Source organism: Streptomyces sp. NPDC001450 (assembly GCF_053597295.1).
Genome location: NZ_JBSFHY010000052.1, coordinates 1 through 15,060 on the forward strand (window position 1 = coordinate 1; position 15,060 = coordinate 15,060).

Here is a 15,060-nt window from a genome sequence, read left to right on the forward strand (position 1 = left end):
CGACCTGTTGATGGCCAACTTCTTCGCCCAGACCCAGGCGCTCGCCTTCGGCAAGACGGCCGAGGAGGTCCGTGCGGAGGGCGTGCCCGAGGAGCAGGTGGCGCACCGCACCTTCCGCGGCAACCACCCCACCACCACCATCCTCGCCCGCGAGCTGACCCCGTCCGTGCTCGGCCAGCTGGTCGCGCTCTACGAGCACAAGGTGTTCGTCCAGGGCGCGGTCTGGAACATCGACTCCTTCGACCAGTGGGGCGTGGAGCTGGGCAAGGTCCTCGCCAAGCGCATCGAGCCCGCCCTGACCACGACGTCTACATCAGCCGCTGCCGCGGCGGGCTCCGTGCCCGGTCTCGACCCGTCCACCACGGCCCTCGTCGCCGCCTACCGCTCTCTCAGGAAGTGAACTGATCATGCAGCTCGGTCTCATCGGTCTCGGCAAGATGGGCGGCAACATGCGCGAGCGGATCCGCCGCGCCGGCCACACCGTCATCGGCTACGACCGCAACCCGGAGGTCTCCGACGTCAAGAGCCTCGAGGAACTGATCCAGAAGCTCGACGCGCCGCGCACGGTCTGGGTGATGGTCCCGGCCGGCACCGCCACCCAGACGGTCGTCGACGAACTCAAGGACCTGCTCTCCCCCGGCGACGTGGTCGTGGACGGCGGCAACTCCCGCTGGACGGACGACGAGAAGCACGCCGCCGAACTCGGCATCAAGGGCATCGGCTTCGTCGACGCGGGCGTCTCCGGCGGCGTGTGGGGCCTGCAGAACGGCTACGCGCTCATGGTCGGCGGCGACAAGGAGCACGTCGACCGGCTCCAGCCCGTCTTCGAGGCGCTCAAGCCGGAGGGCCCCTACGGCTACGTCCACGCCGGCCGGGTCGGCGCCGGGCACTTCTCGAAGATGGTCCACAACGGCATCGAGTACGCCATGATGCAGGCCTACGCCGAGGGCTGGGAGCTGCTGGAGAAGGTCCACTCGGTGGAGAACGTCCGCGAGGTGTTCCGCTCGTGGCAGGAGGGCACCGTCATCCGTTCCTGGCTGCTGGACCTCGCGGTGAACGCCCTGGACGAGGACGAGCACCTGGAGAAGCTGCGCGGTTTCGCGGAGGACTCCGGCGAGGGCCGCTGGACGGTCGAGGCCGCCATCGACAACGCGGTGCCGCTGCCCGCGATCACCGCCTCGCTGTTCGCCCGGTTCGCCTCCCGGCAGGACGACTCCCCGCAGATGAAGATGATCGCCGCGCTGCGCAACCAGTTCGGCGGGCACGCCGTAGAGACCAAGGGCTGAGCGGCCGTGGGGGACCTCCTGCTGGTCCGCCACGGCGAGACGGAGTGGAGCGTGTCGGGACAGCACACCAGCTGGACCGACCTGCCCCTCACCACGCACGGTGAGGAACAGGCCAAGTCCCTCGCCCCGCTCCTCACCGAACGGACCTACGCCCTCGCGCTGACCAGCCCGCTGGTCCGCGCGATACGCACCGCCGAACTCGCGGGTCTGACCGGGGCCGTGCCCGACCCCGATCTGCACGAGTGGGACTACGGCGGCTACGAGGGCGTCACCACGGTCGACATCCATCGCACCCGCCCCGACTGGGACCTGTGGACCGACGGCGTACCGCGTGGCCCCGAGGGTCACCCCGGCGAGTCGCCCGAGCAGATCGGGGTGCGCGCCGACCGGGTGCTGGCCCGGGTGGAGACGGCGCTGGCCACGTACACCGGTGACGTGATCCTGGTCGCGCACGCCCACTTCCTGCGGGTGCTCACCGCCCGCCGGCTGGGTCTCCCGCCCGCCGAGGGCCGGCTGTTCCAGCTGGCGACCGGCACCGTCAGCCGGCTCTCCACGGAGCACGGGCGGCCGGTCGTCGCCGAGTGGAACCGACGCGCGTAGCGGCCCTTCTCGCGGCCCGGGTCACCTCGTGTGACCCGGGCCGCAGTCGTACAGCAGCCCGGTCCGGTCGCCGGGAAGGCTCGTCCCGCCCGCCGCCTACGAAGCCGTCCGGAGCCTCGGCACCGGTGCGCACGGCCGTGGTGGGTATGCGCGGCGGGGCGTGCCGGACGAGGGAGTGGCTTGCTGGCGGGGCTCGGCATGGGCGGCCTTCCAGGCATCCCGGGGATCTCACGGTCCGGGACGCTGGGAACGCCCCGGACCGTGGTGAGTATCGGCCGGGCCCTGGCGCCGGTGACCGAGACGGGACCGGGTCTCACCGAGGTCTCATCACGGGCACACCTGGTGTTGGCGGGCTCTCACCGGGGAGGAGCCGTTGCCCGGGGCCCTCACGCGGGGTGGGAACCCGGTCTGCCTCCGGCTCACGGGCGTACGGGTGCTGCCCTGCGCGCGTACGGTGGCGGCCGCGGCCTACCGCGTTCGTCCGCGGTCGGGATACGTCCGCGGACCGGATACGTCCGTCGTCGGGATACGTCCGTGGACGGGATACGTCCGTGGACGACCGGGGTGCTCAGCCGCCGTGGCCCGGTCTGGCGCAACCGCGTGACATCCTGCGGCTCGGCCGCGTGGGCGCCACCAGCCGTGGACGTCCCGCCCCTGTCAGACCGCCCGACTCTCGTTACACGGTCTGCCCCGCGGAGTGCTCCGCGCCGGCCAGCTCCGTGATGTCCGCCAGCATGCGGGCCGTGTCGGGCTCGCGGCCCGTGAACAGGCGGAAGGCGTCCGCGGCCTGGAAGACCGCCATCCCGCCCCCGTCCAGCACGGCGCAGCCGGCCGCTCGCGCCGTGCGCAGCAGCTCGGTCTCCAGGGGGCGGTAGACGACCTCGGCGACCCACAGCCCGGGGTGCAGGAGGTCCGCGGGCAGGGGCAGACCGGGGTGGGCGGCCATGCCGGTGGGGGTTGCGTGAACGAGGCCGCCGAGGCCGCCGGCGCGGGACAGCAGGTCCGCGAGGCGCTCCGGGCTCGCGGAAGCCGCCCGGCCGGCGCCGAAGTGCCGGTTCAGGGAAGCGGCGAGGGCGGCGGCGCGCTCCGGCAGCGCGTCGACGACCGTGACCCGCTCGGCGCCGAGAGTGAGGGTGGCGTGGGCGACGGCCGCGCCCGCTCCACCGGCGCCGAGCTGCACGATCTCCCGCAGGGGCGCGTCCGGCAGGCCGCGCGCGAAGGACGCGGCGAAGCCCGTGACGTCCGTGTTGTGCCCGACCGCTCGCCCCTCCGGCTCGAAGACGACCGTGTTGACCGCGCCGAGCGCCTGTGCCTGCGGGGCGAGCCCGTCGAGGTGCTCGATGACGAGCTGCTTGCACGGGTGGGTGATGTTGAGCCCGTCGAAGCCCAGGTCACGGGCCGCCCGGACGAGATCCCCCACGGCTTCGGGCGGCATGCCGAGCACGTCGATGTCGATGAGCCGGTACAGATAACGCAGTCCTTGGCGGTCGGCCTCGCGCTCGTGCAGTGCGGGACTGAGCGAGGGACCGATGCCGGAACCGATCAGCCCGACGAGATACGCGTCCTTGGCCACGGAGACCTCCCGGTGCGACCCACCAATGTACGAACTAGTACGTTAGCTATATCAGCCTCCACCCTCTCAGGGAAGGCCGGGCCGGTCCGGCGGGCCCCGCTTCGGACCCTGCTTCTACAATCACCGGCACTGGCCCCATGTCCGAAGGAACCCGATGACCAGCGTCGAAGAACCGGTACACCCCGGCGGGCGGACGCGTGACGCCGTCCGCACCAAGGCCGAGATCCTCGACGTGGCCACGCAGGAGTTCGCGCGGGCGGGCTACGACGGCGCCCGGGTGGACGAGATCGCGGCCCGCACCCGCACCACCAAGCGGATGATCTACTACTACTTCGGCGGCAAGGAGCAGCTGTTCACGGCCGTGCTGGAGCGGGCGTACGGCGTGATCCGCGAGGCCGAGCAGCGGCTGGACGTCGAGCACCTGGACCCGGTCGCGGCGATCCGGCGCCTGGCGGAGCTGACCTTCGACCACCACGAGCAGCACCCGGACTTCATCCGTCTGGTCAGCATCGAGAACATCCACGACGCCGAGCACATCGCGGCCTCCGAGAAGCTCGGGCGGATGGGTTCACCGGCGCTGGACGTGATCCGCCGGATCCTGGCCGCCGGGCAGGAGTCCGGGCTGTTCACGGCCGATGTCGACGCCGTCGACCTGCACGCGGTGATCAGCTCGTTCTGTTTCTTCCGGGTCGCCAACCGGCACACCTTCGGCGCCCTGTTCGGCCGCGACCTGGTGGACCCGGCACAGCGCGAGCACTACCGGACCATGCTCGGCGACATGGTGATCGCCTACCTCACCGCGGAGCGGGCCGCCGGCTGACGCGGCCGGACGCGGCCCGACCGGCTCACGCACGACCTCTTGACACGACGGAAACGCGGGCGCAACATCCCACCCACCACAACTAACTATCCAGTGGGTTAATTAACTGCCGAGATCCGGCCCTTCGCCCCGCCGCCCACTCCGCCCCTCCATAGGGTGGAGTTCCCCCGAAGGAGCACCGCCGTGTCCGTCCCCACCCCCGCGCCCGCCGCCGAGGCCCCACCCGGCCAGCCCAGGAAGGCCGCCACCGCCGCCTGGATCGGCAGTGCGCTCGAGTACTACGACTTCTTCGTCTACGGCAGCGCCGCCGCGCTGATCTTCCCGAAGGTGTTCTTCGACGCCTCCGACCCGGCCACCGCGACCCTGCTGTCGCTGGCCACGTTCGGGGTGGCGTATGCGGCCCGGCCCATCGGCGCGCTGTTCCTCGGGCACGTCGGGGACCGGCTCGGGCGCAAGAAGATCATGGTGTTCACGCTGATCCTGATGGGTCTGTCGACGTTCCTGATCGGCTGTCTGCCGACCCGCGCGCAGGTCGGCACCCTCGCTCCGGTGCTGCTGGTGCTGTGCCGGGTCCTGCAGGGCATATCGGCCGCGGGCGAGCAGGCCAGCGCCAGCTCGATGAGCCTGGAGCACGCGCCACCGGACCGGCGGGGTTTCTTCACGAGCTTCACGCTCAGCGGCACCCAGGGCGGCCAGCTCATCGCCACTCTCGTCTTCATCCCGGTCGCCCAGCTCCCCGAGGACCAGCTGCTGTCCTGGGGCTGGCGGGTGCCGTTCTGGCTGAGCGTGGCGGTCGCCGTCGTCGGCTACGTCATCCGGCGCAAGCTCCAGGAAACCCCGGCCTTCGCCCGGCAGTCGGCGACCGAGGGTGTGGTCCGGCTGCCGCTGGCGGTGCTGATGCGGGAGCACTGGGCCGATGTGCTGCGGGTGATCGCGGGCGCGCTGATCGCCTCGGTCAGCACGATCTTCACGGTGTGGGCGCTGGCGTTTGCCACGAGCGACGCGGTCGGCATGTCCCGTACGTCGATGCTGTGGGTGGGCGCCCTGGCCAACCTGGTCGCGCTGGCCGCGATCCCGCTGTGGGCCACGCTGTCCGACCGGATCGGGCGCCGCCCCGTCTACCTGATCGGCGCGGTCGGCAGCGCGGCGGCGATGGCCGGCTACCTGTGGGCGATCTCCACCGGCTCCTACCCTCTCACCCTGACCCTCGGGATCATCGCCTTCGGTCTCGTCTACAGCGCCGCGAACGGCGTGTGGCCCGCCTTCTACGGCGAGATGTTCGCGACCCGCGTCCGGCTGTCCGGCATGGCGATCGGCACTCAGATCGGCTTCGCGGTGGCGGGTTTCGCGGTCACCTTCGCCGCCGAGATCGCCGGCCCCGGCGGCGACGACTGGCAGGCGGTCGCCCTGTTCACGGCAACCCTGTGCGTCCCCCCGACCCTGGCAGCCCTCACCGCCCGCGAGACCCACAAGGTCCCGACGGAACTGCTGGGCGAACGCGCCGGCCGCAGCGAGTCACACCAGACCGTGCCGGCCTGACACCTCCCCGACCGGCCGGGCCGCCACAGCACGCGCCCGGCCACCGGACGGGCGACCGTCCACCGGGGCCTGCACCGCCCTCACCGGCCTACGGCCGCGGATGGCGCGGCTCGTACAGGCCGAGGCTGCCGCCGCCCGGCAGCCGGAGTGCCGTGAGCCGACCCCAGCGAGCCTCCTCGACCGGCCTCGCGAACTCCACGCCCTTCTCGGCGAGTTGCTCCCGTGTCGCGTCGAGGTCGTCGCACATCAGCATCAGTTCGTGCGACGGGTCTCCGTCCGTGGGATGGCAGGCCACCTCCGTGGGCGGCGCCTGGAAGATCAGCCAGCCGTGGCCCGCGTCGACGTGCGCCCATCCGAGGACGTCCCGCAGGAAGGCCCGGTCCGCTTCGACGTCGCGGCTGTAGATCACCACATGTGCCCCATTGATCACGCGCGGAGGCTAGTGCGGGAGGCCGTGCGGAACAAGCACCTCCGCGCCGGGCGTCACCCGGAGGAGACCACCGCCGCGTCGAGCAGTGGCCCGAGTTCGCGGACCACGGCCGTCAGCGGGCGTACGTCCTCTTCGGCCCGGGCCATCAGGATCGCGCCCTCCAGGGTGCTGATCATCAGGGTGGCGAGGGAGTCGGCGCGGGCCGCGGGAACGCCCATGCCGGTCAGGGCCTCGGCGACCGGGGCGCGCCAGGCCGTGAACGCCGCGGCGGCCGCCTCGCGGGTGGAGGTGCCCGTGGCGGCGCAGTCCACGGTCGCGGCGGCGACCGGGCAGCCCCCGGCGAAGCCTTCCGTCTCGTACTCGTCCGTCCACTGCGCCGCCATCGCCGCGAACAGGCGGCTCGGCGTCGGCTCGTCCAGGCCCGCGAGGAAGCGGGCGACGCGCTTGCCGGCGTACCGTCCGGCCCAGCCCACGGCCTCGTTGACCAGCTGTTCCTTGCCACCCGGGAAGTAGTGCTGGAGCGAGCCGCGCGGCGCCCCGGCGTGGGCGGCGACCTCCCGCATGCCGGTCGCACCGACCCCGTCGCGCCGGATCAGCTGGGCCGCGCTGAACACCATCCGCTCACGCGGCCCGTGCCGCGACTCCGCCATGGCCGACCTCCGATCACCCTCACCCTCGATCCTCACCCTATGACCGGTGTCATAACCCTCGCTACTATGACAGCCGTCATAGTCGGTCGGCAGAGGGAAGGGCGGCCCCCGTGAACATCGGTTTCATCGGTCTCGGAGTGATGGGTCAGCCGATGGCGCTGCGCCTGGCGACCTGCGGCACACCCCTCGTGGTGTGGAACCGGACACCGGAGCGCGCCGAGCCGTTGCGCGCGGCCGGCGCGGAGGTCGCGGCGGACGCCGACGAGGTGTTCGCGCGGGCCGAGGTCGTGCTGCTGATGCTCGCCGACGAGGCGGCGGTCGACACCGTCCTCGGCCGCGGCACCCCCGCCCTCGCCGCGCGGGTCGCCGGGCGCGTAGTCGTCCACATGGGCACGACCTCCCCCGAGTACTCCCACGCCCTTGAGTCCGACATCCGCGCGGCCGGCGGCCGGTACGTGGAGGCGCCTGTCTCCGGCTCCCGGGTACCGGCGGAGCAGGGCCGGCTGGTGGCGATGCTGGCCGGCGAGGAGTCCGCCGTGGGCGTCGTACGACCGCTGCTCGCACCCCTGTGCCGGGAGACCTTCCCGTGCGGCGCGGCGCCGGGCGCGCTGCTGATGAAGCTGTCCGTGAACCTCTTCCTGATCACCCTGGTGACCGGGCTGACCGAGGCCTTCCACTTCGCCGAACGGCAGGGGCTGGACCGGCGCCTGTTCCTGGACGTCCTGGACGCGGGCCCCATGGCCAGCGGGGTATCCCGGATGAAGGCACCCAAGCTGCGCGAGCGGGACTTCGCGGTGCAGGCGGCCGCCCTGGACGTCCTGAAGAACAACCGGCTCATCGCCGAGGCAGCCCGCAAGGCACACCTGGCCTCGCCCCTGCTCGACGTCTGCCACAGCCTGTTCGAGGAGACGGTGACGCAGGGGCACGGCGGCGAGGACATGGTGGCGGTACTGCGGGCGATCGAGGCGCGAACCGCCGAGGCACCCTAGGGGGTGTCGTTTGGATCAGGCCGGCTGTGACAAGCGGTGCGGACTGGGCGACCCGAGCGGGGCCTGGTGCGTGCAGCTGCAAGGCGGAGGAGGGAGGCGACGCGGAGCGTCGGCGAGTGACGACAACGCCGCAGATGTGCGCACCAGGCCCCGCGACGCCGGGATGATCCGAACGACACCCCCTAGGTCAGCCCTGGCCCTTCGGGATGCCGTACACCCGCTCGACGGGCAGCCGCAGCACCAGCCGCCGGTCGCGGACCATCGCGGCCCGGTAGTCGTCCCAGTCCGGGTGTTCACCGAGGACGTCCCGGTAGAGCCGGACCAGCTCCTCGACGGTCTCGTCGTACGGGTCCTCGGCGACCGGCGAGAGCTCGGCCGTGCCCTCGGCGACCGTGTACGCCCAGCGGTCCCGGCTGGTGACGTGGTAGGAGGCGCGGGGGTCGCGGCGGAGGTTGCGGGCCTTGGCGCGGTCGTCGGTGACCGAGATCCGGATGACCCGCTCGTCGGGGTAGTAGGCGTGGCTGACGTTGGACAGCTGGGGCCGGCCGTCGCTCTTGAGCGTGACCAGCACTCCGCCTCGCGCCTCGGAGAGCAGCTTGAGCAGGGCGTCCTGCGTCGGGTCCTGAGTCATATGAGGGTCAACTGACCCGAGGGCACGGGCATTCCCCCACATGGATACGCAAGTAGACACCATCTACGCATACCTGGTAGACACTGTCTATGACTGAATCCGGCACAGGGCTGCGCGCCCGCCTCATCGACGTCGGCGTGGATTTGGTCGCCGCCGAGGGCGTCCAGGCGCTGACGCTCCGGGAGATCGCCCGCCGCGCGGGGGTCTCGCACGGGGCACCACGCCGCTACTTCCCCACCCATCTGGAACTGCTGTCAGCCATCGCCCGACGGGGGTTCGCGGATCTGGGCGACCGAGTCCGGCCGGCACTGGACGACACCGGCGACCCACGCGCACGGGTGCGGGAACTGGCCCGCGTCTACTTGGAGTTCGCTCTGGACAATCCGGGCATGTACGAGCTGATGTTCCGTCACGACTTGCTGGAGAGCGGCCACTTGGGTCTGCGCGAAACGAGCCTGCCACTGTTCACTCTCCTCGCGGACCTCGTCGGCCAGGTCCGCCCGGAGACGGACGCCCGGCGCACGGCGGGCGCCCTGTGGGCAAACCTGCACGGCATCGCCCAGCTGTGGCACTGGGGCAGCCTCCAACTCGCCACGAGCGAACCGGACTTCAACGCACTGTTGGATACGACGCTCCTCGCCCACCTGGGCCCGGAGGGCGGGCGGTGAACCGCCGGCTTGCCCTGGTGAGCAGTGTGGCGGGCGCCGTACTCGTCGCCCTGGACGGCACGGTCCTCACGGTCGCCCAACCCTCCCTGCAACGGCGCTGCACGCGTCGTACGCGCAGGTGCAGTGGACCAGCACCGCGTATCTCGTGGCGGTGGCGAGCCTGCTGGTGTTCGCGGGCCGGCTCGGCGACCGCTACCGGCAGCGGCGGATGTTCGCGCTCGGCATGCTGGGATTCGGCGCGGCCTCGGCGGGCGTCGGACTGGCGTCCTCGATCGGCTGGGTGATCGGATTGCGGGCGGTTCGCCGTGCACCCAGCCTGCGCAGCAGCATCGGGCACAGGGGGGCGGATCAGGGCTGCGCCTTCGCGCAACATCGGTCCCGTGCTCGGCGTGGCCGCGGGCACCGCGCTGATGGACGCGAGCCCCCGGACGGCGCTGCTCGTGCTCGCCGCTGTGGCCGCGATCGCCGTGCCGGTGGCCCGCGCGCTGCCGGGGCCAGAGGTCGCGTCGATCACACACACCCCTGATGAACAGGTCCGTTCCGGGGTTCCTGCGCGACGATGAGGTGTGCGTTGCGGCGGACCTGCCTGCCCGCACGCGCGTACGAGGCGACCGGAGGAGAGCGATGGCACAGCTGCGACAGGAAGTCGAGCCGGACGAGGCCGGGCTGGACGCGAAGGCCCTTGACCGCCTCGACCGGCGCTTCGCCCAGCACGTCGACGAAGGCCGCCTGCCCGGCTTCCTGTTGGCCCTGGCCCGCGGGGGCCGCGTCGCCCACCTCACCACGTACGGCCACCGGAACGTCGCGGCCGGGCTGCCCGTCGAGACGGACACCCTCTGGCGCATCTACTCCATGACCAAGCCCGTCACAGCGGTCGCGGTGCTGCAGCTGATGGAGGAGGGCCGCCTGTCCCTGGACGACCCGGTCGACCGCTACCTACCGGAATTCGCCGACCCCCAGGTGTACGAGAGCGGTGCGGGCACCGAAGTACGCACACGCCCCGCCGCCGGCCCGATCCTCATCCGGCATCTGCTCACCCACACGGCGGGCCTGACCTTCGGCTTCTACTACCAACACCCCGTGGACGCCCTCTACCGCGAGGCCGGCCTGGAGTCGTCCGTACCGCCGGGCGCGAACCTGGCCGAGACGATGCAGGTGTACGCGCGCCTGCCCCTGCAGTTCGAACCAGGCACGCAGTGGAACTATTCCATCGCCTCCAACGTGCTGGGCAGGATCATCGAGGTGACCTCCTCACAGTCCCTGGACGAGTACTTCGCCGAGCGCATCTTCCGCCCCCTCGGCATGACCGACGCCGGCTTCCACATCACCCCCGAACAGGCCGAACGACTGGCCGAGATGTACGGCGAGACCGAGGACGGCGGCATCACACCGATCCCGGGACTGCCACTGCGCGGCCGGCCCCGCTTCCTGTCCGGCAGCGGCGGTATGGTCGCCACGGCCCAGGACTTCCACCGCTTCATGGAGATGCTCCGCCGGGGCGGCGAACTGGACGGCACCCGCCTCCTGTCCCCCGAAACGGTCGCCCTGATGACCCGCAACCACCTCCCCGGCAACACCGACCTGCGCGCCTTCGGTGCCCCCACCCACCAGGAACGCACCAACGACGGCCTCGGCTTCGGCTTCAACGTCTCCGTCGTCATCGACCCGACCCGCGCACCGGCTCCCCAGGGCCTCGGCACCTACGGCTGGACCGGCGTGGCCACCACGGCCTTCTGGATCGACCCGAGCAACGACCTGACGGTCCAGTTCATGACCCAGCTACGCCCGAAGAAGCTGAAGGTCTTCCCGGAGCTGCGGCGAATGGTGCACGAGGCGCTGGTGGGCTGATCGCCCGGCTACGGTCCCCTCCCGTGCGAATCACTTCTGTCCGTGCTGGTGCGGTAACTTCCTTCCCACATCCGCCGAGTTACGCAACACCCTGCCTCGTGTCGCATGATCAGATAGCGTGCGCAGCCATGGGTGAGCTGATATTGATCAGGCATGGCCAGACCGAGTGGAGCCTGTCGGGCCAGCATGCCGGCCGCACCGACGTTCCGCTGACGGACGTGGGCGAGGCCGCAGCCAAGGCGCTTGCTCCGAGGCTGGCCCAGCGCCGTCTGGTTGCCGTGTTCAGCAGCCCGCTGAGCCGGGCCATGCGGACAGCCGAGCTGGCGGATCTGGCCGGCGTCAGGCCCGATCCCGACCTGATGGAGTGGGACTACGGCGGCTATGAGGGCCTGACCGCCGGGCAGATCCGGGAGACGAGGCCGGGCTGGGATCTGTGGCGGGACGGCGTCGTTCCCGGCGACGCCGCGCATCCTGGCGAGCAGCTCCGGCAGGTGGCCGCGCGCACGGATGCGGTGCTGGACCGGATCCGGCCGCTCTTGGGCGACGGCGATGTCGCCGTCGTCGCTCATGGTCATCTGGCGCGGGTGCTGACCGTGCGCTGGCTTGGCCTCGACGCGTCCGCCGGCCGACTGCTCGGCCATCCGCATCCGGGCACTCTCAGCTTCCTGGCTACCGAGGACGGGCAGCCGTTCATCTCCGCCTGGAACGTCCCGTAGTGGCGGAGCCCCTGCGTCACGTCTGCCGCGCGAGGCGCCGGTAGCAGATGAGAGCGCAGGCGATGCTGGTGAAGGCTAGGAAGTGCTCGGCCTTGCGTTCGTAGCGGCGATGGGGGCGGCGGCAGCCGAGCCAGGGTCCGCTCCGTGATCAAGTGGATCTTCGACCCGAACTTGCCCCGGTCTACAGGATTCGGACCCGTCAGGTCCCCCTTTTCAGGGCCCGCATGTTCACCGAGTCGATTGCGCAGCGGGACCAGTCCAGCTCACCGCGAGCGCCGAGCTCGTCGAGAACCAGACGGTGGAGCTTGGCCCACACCCGGGCCTTGCTCCACTCGGAGTCAGAAGGAGCTGACCCGGCCTCGTGGCTGAACCGGCGAAGAGTGCTTCATCCGCCGGTTCAGCCAAGTCGCCGCCTACACAGGCCATTTCGGCGAACATCCCAGCATGGCCAGTACATGGTCCAGCAGTTGGCCGGCGGCGGCGAGCATCTCGTCGTCGAAGGGGGGCGGGAACACCCAGCAAGGCGGCGACGTCCCAGCCGTGCACAACGTAGTCGACCCCGCCCTGGGCAGGGCCCTGCTGGTCCTGACGAACCGCGAAGTGGACCAGTGACCGACGATCTTCACCGCGGCCATCCCCTGCGGCCGGCACGAGTACCCCCGCCCCCACGCATGCCAGCCCCGTGACCAGCAACTTCACGATACTCAATGGGCACGGTCGGGACGCAGCAGATGGCTGGTGCTCACGCCCCAGCGGGCTGTGTTTGACCTTGACACGGTGACAGGGTCTTCACTGCTCGCCAAGGAGGTGGTCTCGATGACGATCACGAGGCAGGATGCGGATGCGGATACGGATACGGATACGGTACGAGCGCTTCAGGGGTTGGAGGACGGCCGTTCGTCCGTACGACTGCGGACTGCTCTGGCGGTCGGCATGACGCCTGACCCGCGCTTCGTCGACAAGCTCATCGAACGCTGCGCGATCGAGCCCGAGTTCTTCGTCCGCGACATGCTGACCTGGGCGCTCACCCGCCACCCGGTGTCCATGACGCTTCCCGAGCTGCTCCGCGAAGCCCGCTCGGAGCGTGCGCAGGCACGGAGCCAGGCACTGCACACACTGTCCAAGATCGGGGACCGGCAGGCGTGGCCGGCGATCACACGGACGCTCCTGTCCGACGCCGACGACGAGGTGGCGCGAAGCGCCTGGCGGGCCGCGGCCGTGCTCGTGCCGGAAGGCGAGGAGTCCGCGTTGGCCAAGGTGTTGGCGACGCAGCTCGGGCGCGGTGATCGGGAGACGCAGCTGAGTCTCAGCCGGGCGCTGGTCGCGCTGGGTGAAGTGATCGTGCCGGCTCTTCGTTCTGCGACGACGGCCCCTGACCCGCGCGTGCGCGCGCACGCGCACGCCACACAACGGCTGCTGCTCGACCCGGACGCCGGGTTCGAGTTCGCGATCGAGGAGGCGAAGCGCGTCGTGGCCCTCAGCGGGTCTGGCCAGGAGGGACGATAGGACGTGTTGATCGGTGAGGTGGCGCGACGGTCCGGGGTCAGTGCCCGCATGCTCCGGCATTACGAGTCGCTCGGTCTGGTGCGCCCTTCGGGTCGTACCGGCTCCGGGTACCGGGAGTACTCCGGCGAGGACATCCAGCGGATCTTCCATATCGAGAGCCTGCGGTCGCTCGGGCTGTCGCTGCGCGAGATCGGACGCGCGCTCGAGGATCCCAGCTTCACGCCCTCGGCACTCGTGGACGACCTCATCCGTCAGACGCGCGACCGCATCGCGGCCGAGACCGAGCTGCTCACGCGGCTCCGCCGGATCCATGCCGCGGGCCCCGTCGGCTGGGAGGGCGTCCTCCAGGTCGTTGCGCTCCTCCAAGCACTGGGGTCGCAGAGCGCCGACGTGCGCCAGCGCGCGGCCCTCTCCTCGGCCGACGAGGTTCCGGTGCCGGTGGAGGCCCTGGTCGAGGCGGCACTCAGCGAGACGGAGCCGAACGTCGCCGGGGCCCTTCGATGGGCGCTGGCGCGATCGGGCGACGGCGGCCTGCCACTGCTGGCGGAGGGCCTCGGCTCACCGGTGGCCGCGGTGCGGGAACGTGCCGTTCAGTCCCTCGCCGAGATGCCCGGTGGTGAGGCTACCGCGCGGCTGCGGGATGCCCTCGCGAGCCCCGACGTCGTGGTCCGCGGGTATGCGGCATTGGCGCTCGGTACACGCGGTGTGGCCGATGCGGTCCCGGTGCTCATCGACATGATCGTGGAGGGAAGGAACGACACCGATGCGGCCGATGCACTGAGCGTGCTGGCGAGCGACACCGAGACGACGGATGAGATCGCGACCAGGCTCGTCGACCGCCTCGCCCACGACACCACCAGGGCGCCTGCACGCTGGCGGCTGACCCAGGCGCTGGCGGGCATCCCGGGGACGAGGGCGTCACGTGCCCTCGTGGAACTGTCGCAAGACGTGGACCGTGCCGTTGCGCTGACTGCGGCGTACCTTCTTCAGCTACGCGACGCACGGTGACGGATCTCTCGTGGGGCCGTGTACGCGGCCCGCGAGGCGGACGGGGTCCCGGACTTGGAGTCGTGCTCCCTGGAGGGACAGTTCCTCAGGAGCGCTCTGCCCAGGTGGCCGGCCCATTGGCGACAGGTGGCCCCTCTGTCAGAGCCGCAACCACAGCGGAGACAACAGCGGTCACCACGAGACTCCCCATCATGACCATCCCCACGCCGACCATGAAGAGGCCGCTGGCGTCGTCCGACCAGTCGTAATAGGCAGCAACCGTCAGGCCGGCGGTGGTACCGAGCACAACGCCTGCCATGTAGCGCCGAGATGCCGCCCAGCACACCGGCGCCAGCAGTGTCAGCACCAGCCCGATCACTTGCCACGCCTCGTACGGGCCGGTCGTCGAACCGTCAGGGTGGACGTCGCGATGCTGGTCCCAGCCGAGCCAGGCTGCCCACAGTGCCAGTGAGACCCCGGCCAACGCGGGGATCGAGAGCAGTTGGAGAACGGGTTTCGGTTGTCCTTGACTCATGGCCCCAGCGTTCCGGCTCGCCCCGTCACCGCCCAGAGCTCAAGTACTCAGGTGCACGTAGGTAAGGGGCACCGACTTCGCGGACTACCTCGATGCCAAGGTCATGGTCGACACGTTCAGGGCCCCGGCGTCCCGGGCGCGGAGGGCGGGCACCCACCTTTACCGCAGATGCTGTCCGTGAGGCGGTTCGGCCCCTCGTACTCGTCATACTCGTCGGATGGACGGATCGAATGGATCAAAGGGTTCCTGGGTCAATACCACCCACGACTGGGCCCGTCGCAC

Annotated in this window: 17 protein-coding genes and 3 pseudogenes; 14 read left to right on the top strand and 6 right to left on the bottom strand. The window is 70.9% G+C overall.

Translation table 11 applies throughout. From position 1 onward, the window contains the following. The 3 genes and pseudogenes from ACWC5O_RS39415 to ACWC5O_RS39425 form a co-directional block, all read left to right on the top strand. Window positions 1–400, top strand: a pseudogene (locus ACWC5O_RS39415) (glucose-6-phosphate isomerase); the annotation flags it as partial. A gap of 7 nt (window positions 401–407) precedes the next feature. Then, window positions 408–1,286, top strand: a complete 879-nt coding sequence (gene gnd, locus ACWC5O_RS39420) for a phosphogluconate dehydrogenase (NAD(+)-dependent, decarboxylating) (RefSeq protein WP_450592417.1) — start codon at window positions 408–410, stop codon at window positions 1,284–1,286. A gap of 6 nt (window positions 1,287–1,292) precedes the next feature. Further along, window positions 1,293–1,886, top strand: coding sequence for a histidine phosphatase family protein (locus tag ACWC5O_RS39425; protein ID WP_450592416.1), 594 nt, complete (start codon window positions 1,293–1,295; stop codon window positions 1,884–1,886). A gap of 676 nt (window positions 1,887–2,562) precedes the next feature. On the opposite strand, the gene ACWC5O_RS39430 is transcribed toward ACWC5O_RS39425, so the two are convergent. Then, entirely contained in the window at window positions 2,563–3,459 is an 897-nt protein-coding gene (locus tag ACWC5O_RS39430; RefSeq protein ID WP_450592414.1) for a shikimate dehydrogenase, read from the bottom strand. 154 nt (window positions 3,460–3,613) lie between these two features. On the opposite strand from ACWC5O_RS39430, the gene ACWC5O_RS39435 reads away from it, so the two are divergent. Next, complete coding sequence (locus tag ACWC5O_RS39435; RefSeq protein ID WP_450592413.1) at window positions 3,614–4,279, top strand: TetR/AcrR family transcriptional regulator; 666 nt, start codon at window positions 3,614–3,616, stop codon at window positions 4,277–4,279. A gap of 183 nt (window positions 4,280–4,462) precedes the next feature. Further along, window positions 4,463–5,818, top strand: a complete 1,356-nt coding sequence (locus ACWC5O_RS39440; protein WP_450592412.1) for an MFS transporter — start codon at window positions 4,463–4,465, stop codon at window positions 5,816–5,818. An 88-nt stretch (window positions 5,819–5,906) separates the two neighbouring features. Here the strand turns inward: ACWC5O_RS39440 and ACWC5O_RS39445 are convergent, their stop codons facing one another. After that, window positions 5,907–6,248: a VOC family protein gene (locus tag ACWC5O_RS39445; RefSeq protein WP_450592410.1), complete on the bottom strand. Its 342-nt coding sequence runs from the start codon at window positions 6,246–6,248 to the stop codon at window positions 5,907–5,909. A gap of 53 nt (window positions 6,249–6,301) precedes the next feature. Further along, window positions 6,302–6,898 (bottom strand): TetR/AcrR family transcriptional regulator, encoded by a 597-nt coding sequence (locus tag ACWC5O_RS39450; RefSeq protein ID WP_450592408.1) that lies wholly within the window; start codon window positions 6,896–6,898, stop codon window positions 6,302–6,304. A gap of 110 nt (window positions 6,899–7,008) precedes the next feature. Here ACWC5O_RS39450 and ACWC5O_RS39455 point away from each other — a divergent pair, with 110 nt between their 5' ends. After that, window positions 7,009–7,887, top strand: a complete 879-nt coding sequence (locus ACWC5O_RS39455; RefSeq protein ID WP_450592407.1) for an NAD(P)-dependent oxidoreductase — start codon at window positions 7,009–7,011, stop codon at window positions 7,885–7,887. A 187-nt stretch (window positions 7,888–8,074) separates the two neighbouring features. On the opposite strand, the gene ACWC5O_RS39460 is transcribed toward ACWC5O_RS39455, so the two are convergent. Then, the gene (locus ACWC5O_RS39460) at window positions 8,075–8,518 is read right to left on the bottom strand and encodes a PPOX class F420-dependent oxidoreductase (RefSeq protein ID WP_450591922.1); all 444 of its coding nucleotides are present in this window, start codon (window positions 8,516–8,518) and stop codon (window positions 8,075–8,077) included. An 89-nt stretch (window positions 8,519–8,607) separates the two neighbouring features. Here ACWC5O_RS39460 and ACWC5O_RS39465 point away from each other — a divergent pair, with 89 nt between their 5' ends. The 5 genes and pseudogenes from ACWC5O_RS39465 (at window position 8,608) to ACWC5O_RS39485 (ending at window position 11,750) form a co-directional block, all read left to right on the top strand. Beyond that, entirely contained in the window at window positions 8,608–9,186 is a 579-nt protein-coding gene (locus ACWC5O_RS39465; protein WP_450591921.1) for a TetR/AcrR family transcriptional regulator, read from the top strand. Further along, a pseudogene (locus ACWC5O_RS39470) lies at window positions 9,183–9,490 on the top strand (MFS transporter); the annotation flags it as partial. The gene ACWC5O_RS39465 and the pseudogene ACWC5O_RS39470, both read left to right, overlap by 4 nt. 76 nt (window positions 9,491–9,566) lie before the next feature. Further along, complete coding sequence (locus ACWC5O_RS39475; RefSeq protein ID WP_450591923.1) at window positions 9,567–9,749, top strand: hypothetical protein; 183 nt, start codon at window positions 9,567–9,569, stop codon at window positions 9,747–9,749. A 61-nt stretch (window positions 9,750–9,810) separates the two neighbouring features. Next, window positions 9,811–11,034, top strand: a complete 1,224-nt coding sequence (locus ACWC5O_RS39480) for a serine hydrolase domain-containing protein (RefSeq protein WP_450591919.1) — start codon at window positions 9,811–9,813, stop codon at window positions 11,032–11,034. A 128-nt stretch (window positions 11,035–11,162) separates the two neighbouring features. Continuing rightward, window positions 11,163–11,750: a histidine phosphatase family protein gene (locus ACWC5O_RS39485; RefSeq protein WP_450591918.1), complete on the top strand. Its 588-nt coding sequence runs from the start codon at window positions 11,163–11,165 to the stop codon at window positions 11,748–11,750. 16 nt (window positions 11,751–11,766) lie between these two features. Here the strand turns inward: ACWC5O_RS39485 and ACWC5O_RS39490 are convergent. Then, window positions 11,767–12,087, bottom strand: a pseudogene (locus ACWC5O_RS39490) (IS5/IS1182 family transposase); the annotation flags it as partial. A 107-nt stretch (window positions 12,088–12,194) separates the two neighbouring features. On the opposite strand from ACWC5O_RS39490, the gene ACWC5O_RS39495 reads away from it, so the two are divergent. From ACWC5O_RS39495 to ACWC5O_RS39505, 3 genes are all read left to right on the top strand, one after another. After that, window positions 12,195–12,362: a hypothetical protein gene (locus ACWC5O_RS39495; RefSeq protein WP_450591917.1), complete on the top strand. Its 168-nt coding sequence runs from the start codon at window positions 12,195–12,197 to the stop codon at window positions 12,360–12,362. A 204-nt stretch (window positions 12,363–12,566) separates the two neighbouring features. Then, complete coding sequence (locus tag ACWC5O_RS39500) at window positions 12,567–13,256, top strand: HEAT repeat domain-containing protein (protein WP_450591916.1); 690 nt, start codon at window positions 12,567–12,569, stop codon at window positions 13,254–13,256. 3 nt (window positions 13,257–13,259) lie between these two features. Continuing rightward, window positions 13,260–14,264 (top strand): MerR family transcriptional regulator, encoded by a 1,005-nt coding sequence (locus ACWC5O_RS39505; protein WP_450591914.1) that lies wholly within the window; start codon window positions 13,260–13,262, stop codon window positions 14,262–14,264. Between the two features lie 85 nt (window positions 14,265–14,349). Here the strand turns inward: ACWC5O_RS39505 and ACWC5O_RS39510 are convergent, their stop codons facing one another. Then, window positions 14,350–14,778, bottom strand: a complete 429-nt coding sequence (locus ACWC5O_RS39510) for a hypothetical protein (protein WP_450591913.1) — start codon at window positions 14,776–14,778, stop codon at window positions 14,350–14,352. Window positions 14,779–15,060 lie beyond the last annotated feature (282 nt).

Coding starts and splice junctions, on each gene's coding strand:
- gnd (WP_450592417.1), top strand. CDS start 408: ATGCAGCTCGGTCTCATCGGTCTCGGCAAGATGGGCGGCAACATGCGC.
- ACWC5O_RS39435 (WP_450592413.1), top strand. CDS start 3,614: ATGACCAGCGTCGAAGAACCGGTACACCCCGGCGGGCGGACGCGTGAC.
- ACWC5O_RS39450 (WP_450592408.1), bottom strand. CDS start 6,898: ATGGCGGAGTCGCGGCACGGGCCGCGTGAGCGGATGGTGTTCAGCGCG.
- ACWC5O_RS39460 (WP_450591922.1), bottom strand. CDS start 8,518: ATGACTCAGGACCCGACGCAGGACGCCCTGCTCAAGCTGCTCTCCGAG.
- ACWC5O_RS39465 (WP_450591921.1), top strand. CDS start 8,608: ATGACTGAATCCGGCACAGGGCTGCGCGCCCGCCTCATCGACGTCGGC.
- ACWC5O_RS39480 (WP_450591919.1), top strand. CDS start 9,811: ATGGCACAGCTGCGACAGGAAGTCGAGCCGGACGAGGCCGGGCTGGAC.
- ACWC5O_RS39485 (WP_450591918.1), top strand. CDS start 11,163: ATGGGTGAGCTGATATTGATCAGGCATGGCCAGACCGAGTGGAGCCTG.
- ACWC5O_RS39495 (WP_450591917.1), top strand. CDS start 12,195: ATGGCCAGTACATGGTCCAGCAGTTGGCCGGCGGCGGCGAGCATCTCG.
- ACWC5O_RS39500 (WP_450591916.1), top strand. CDS start 12,567: ATGACGATCACGAGGCAGGATGCGGATGCGGATACGGATACGGATACG.
- ACWC5O_RS39510 (WP_450591913.1), bottom strand. CDS start 14,778: ATGAGTCAAGGACAACCGAAACCCGTTCTCCAACTGCTCTCGATCCCC.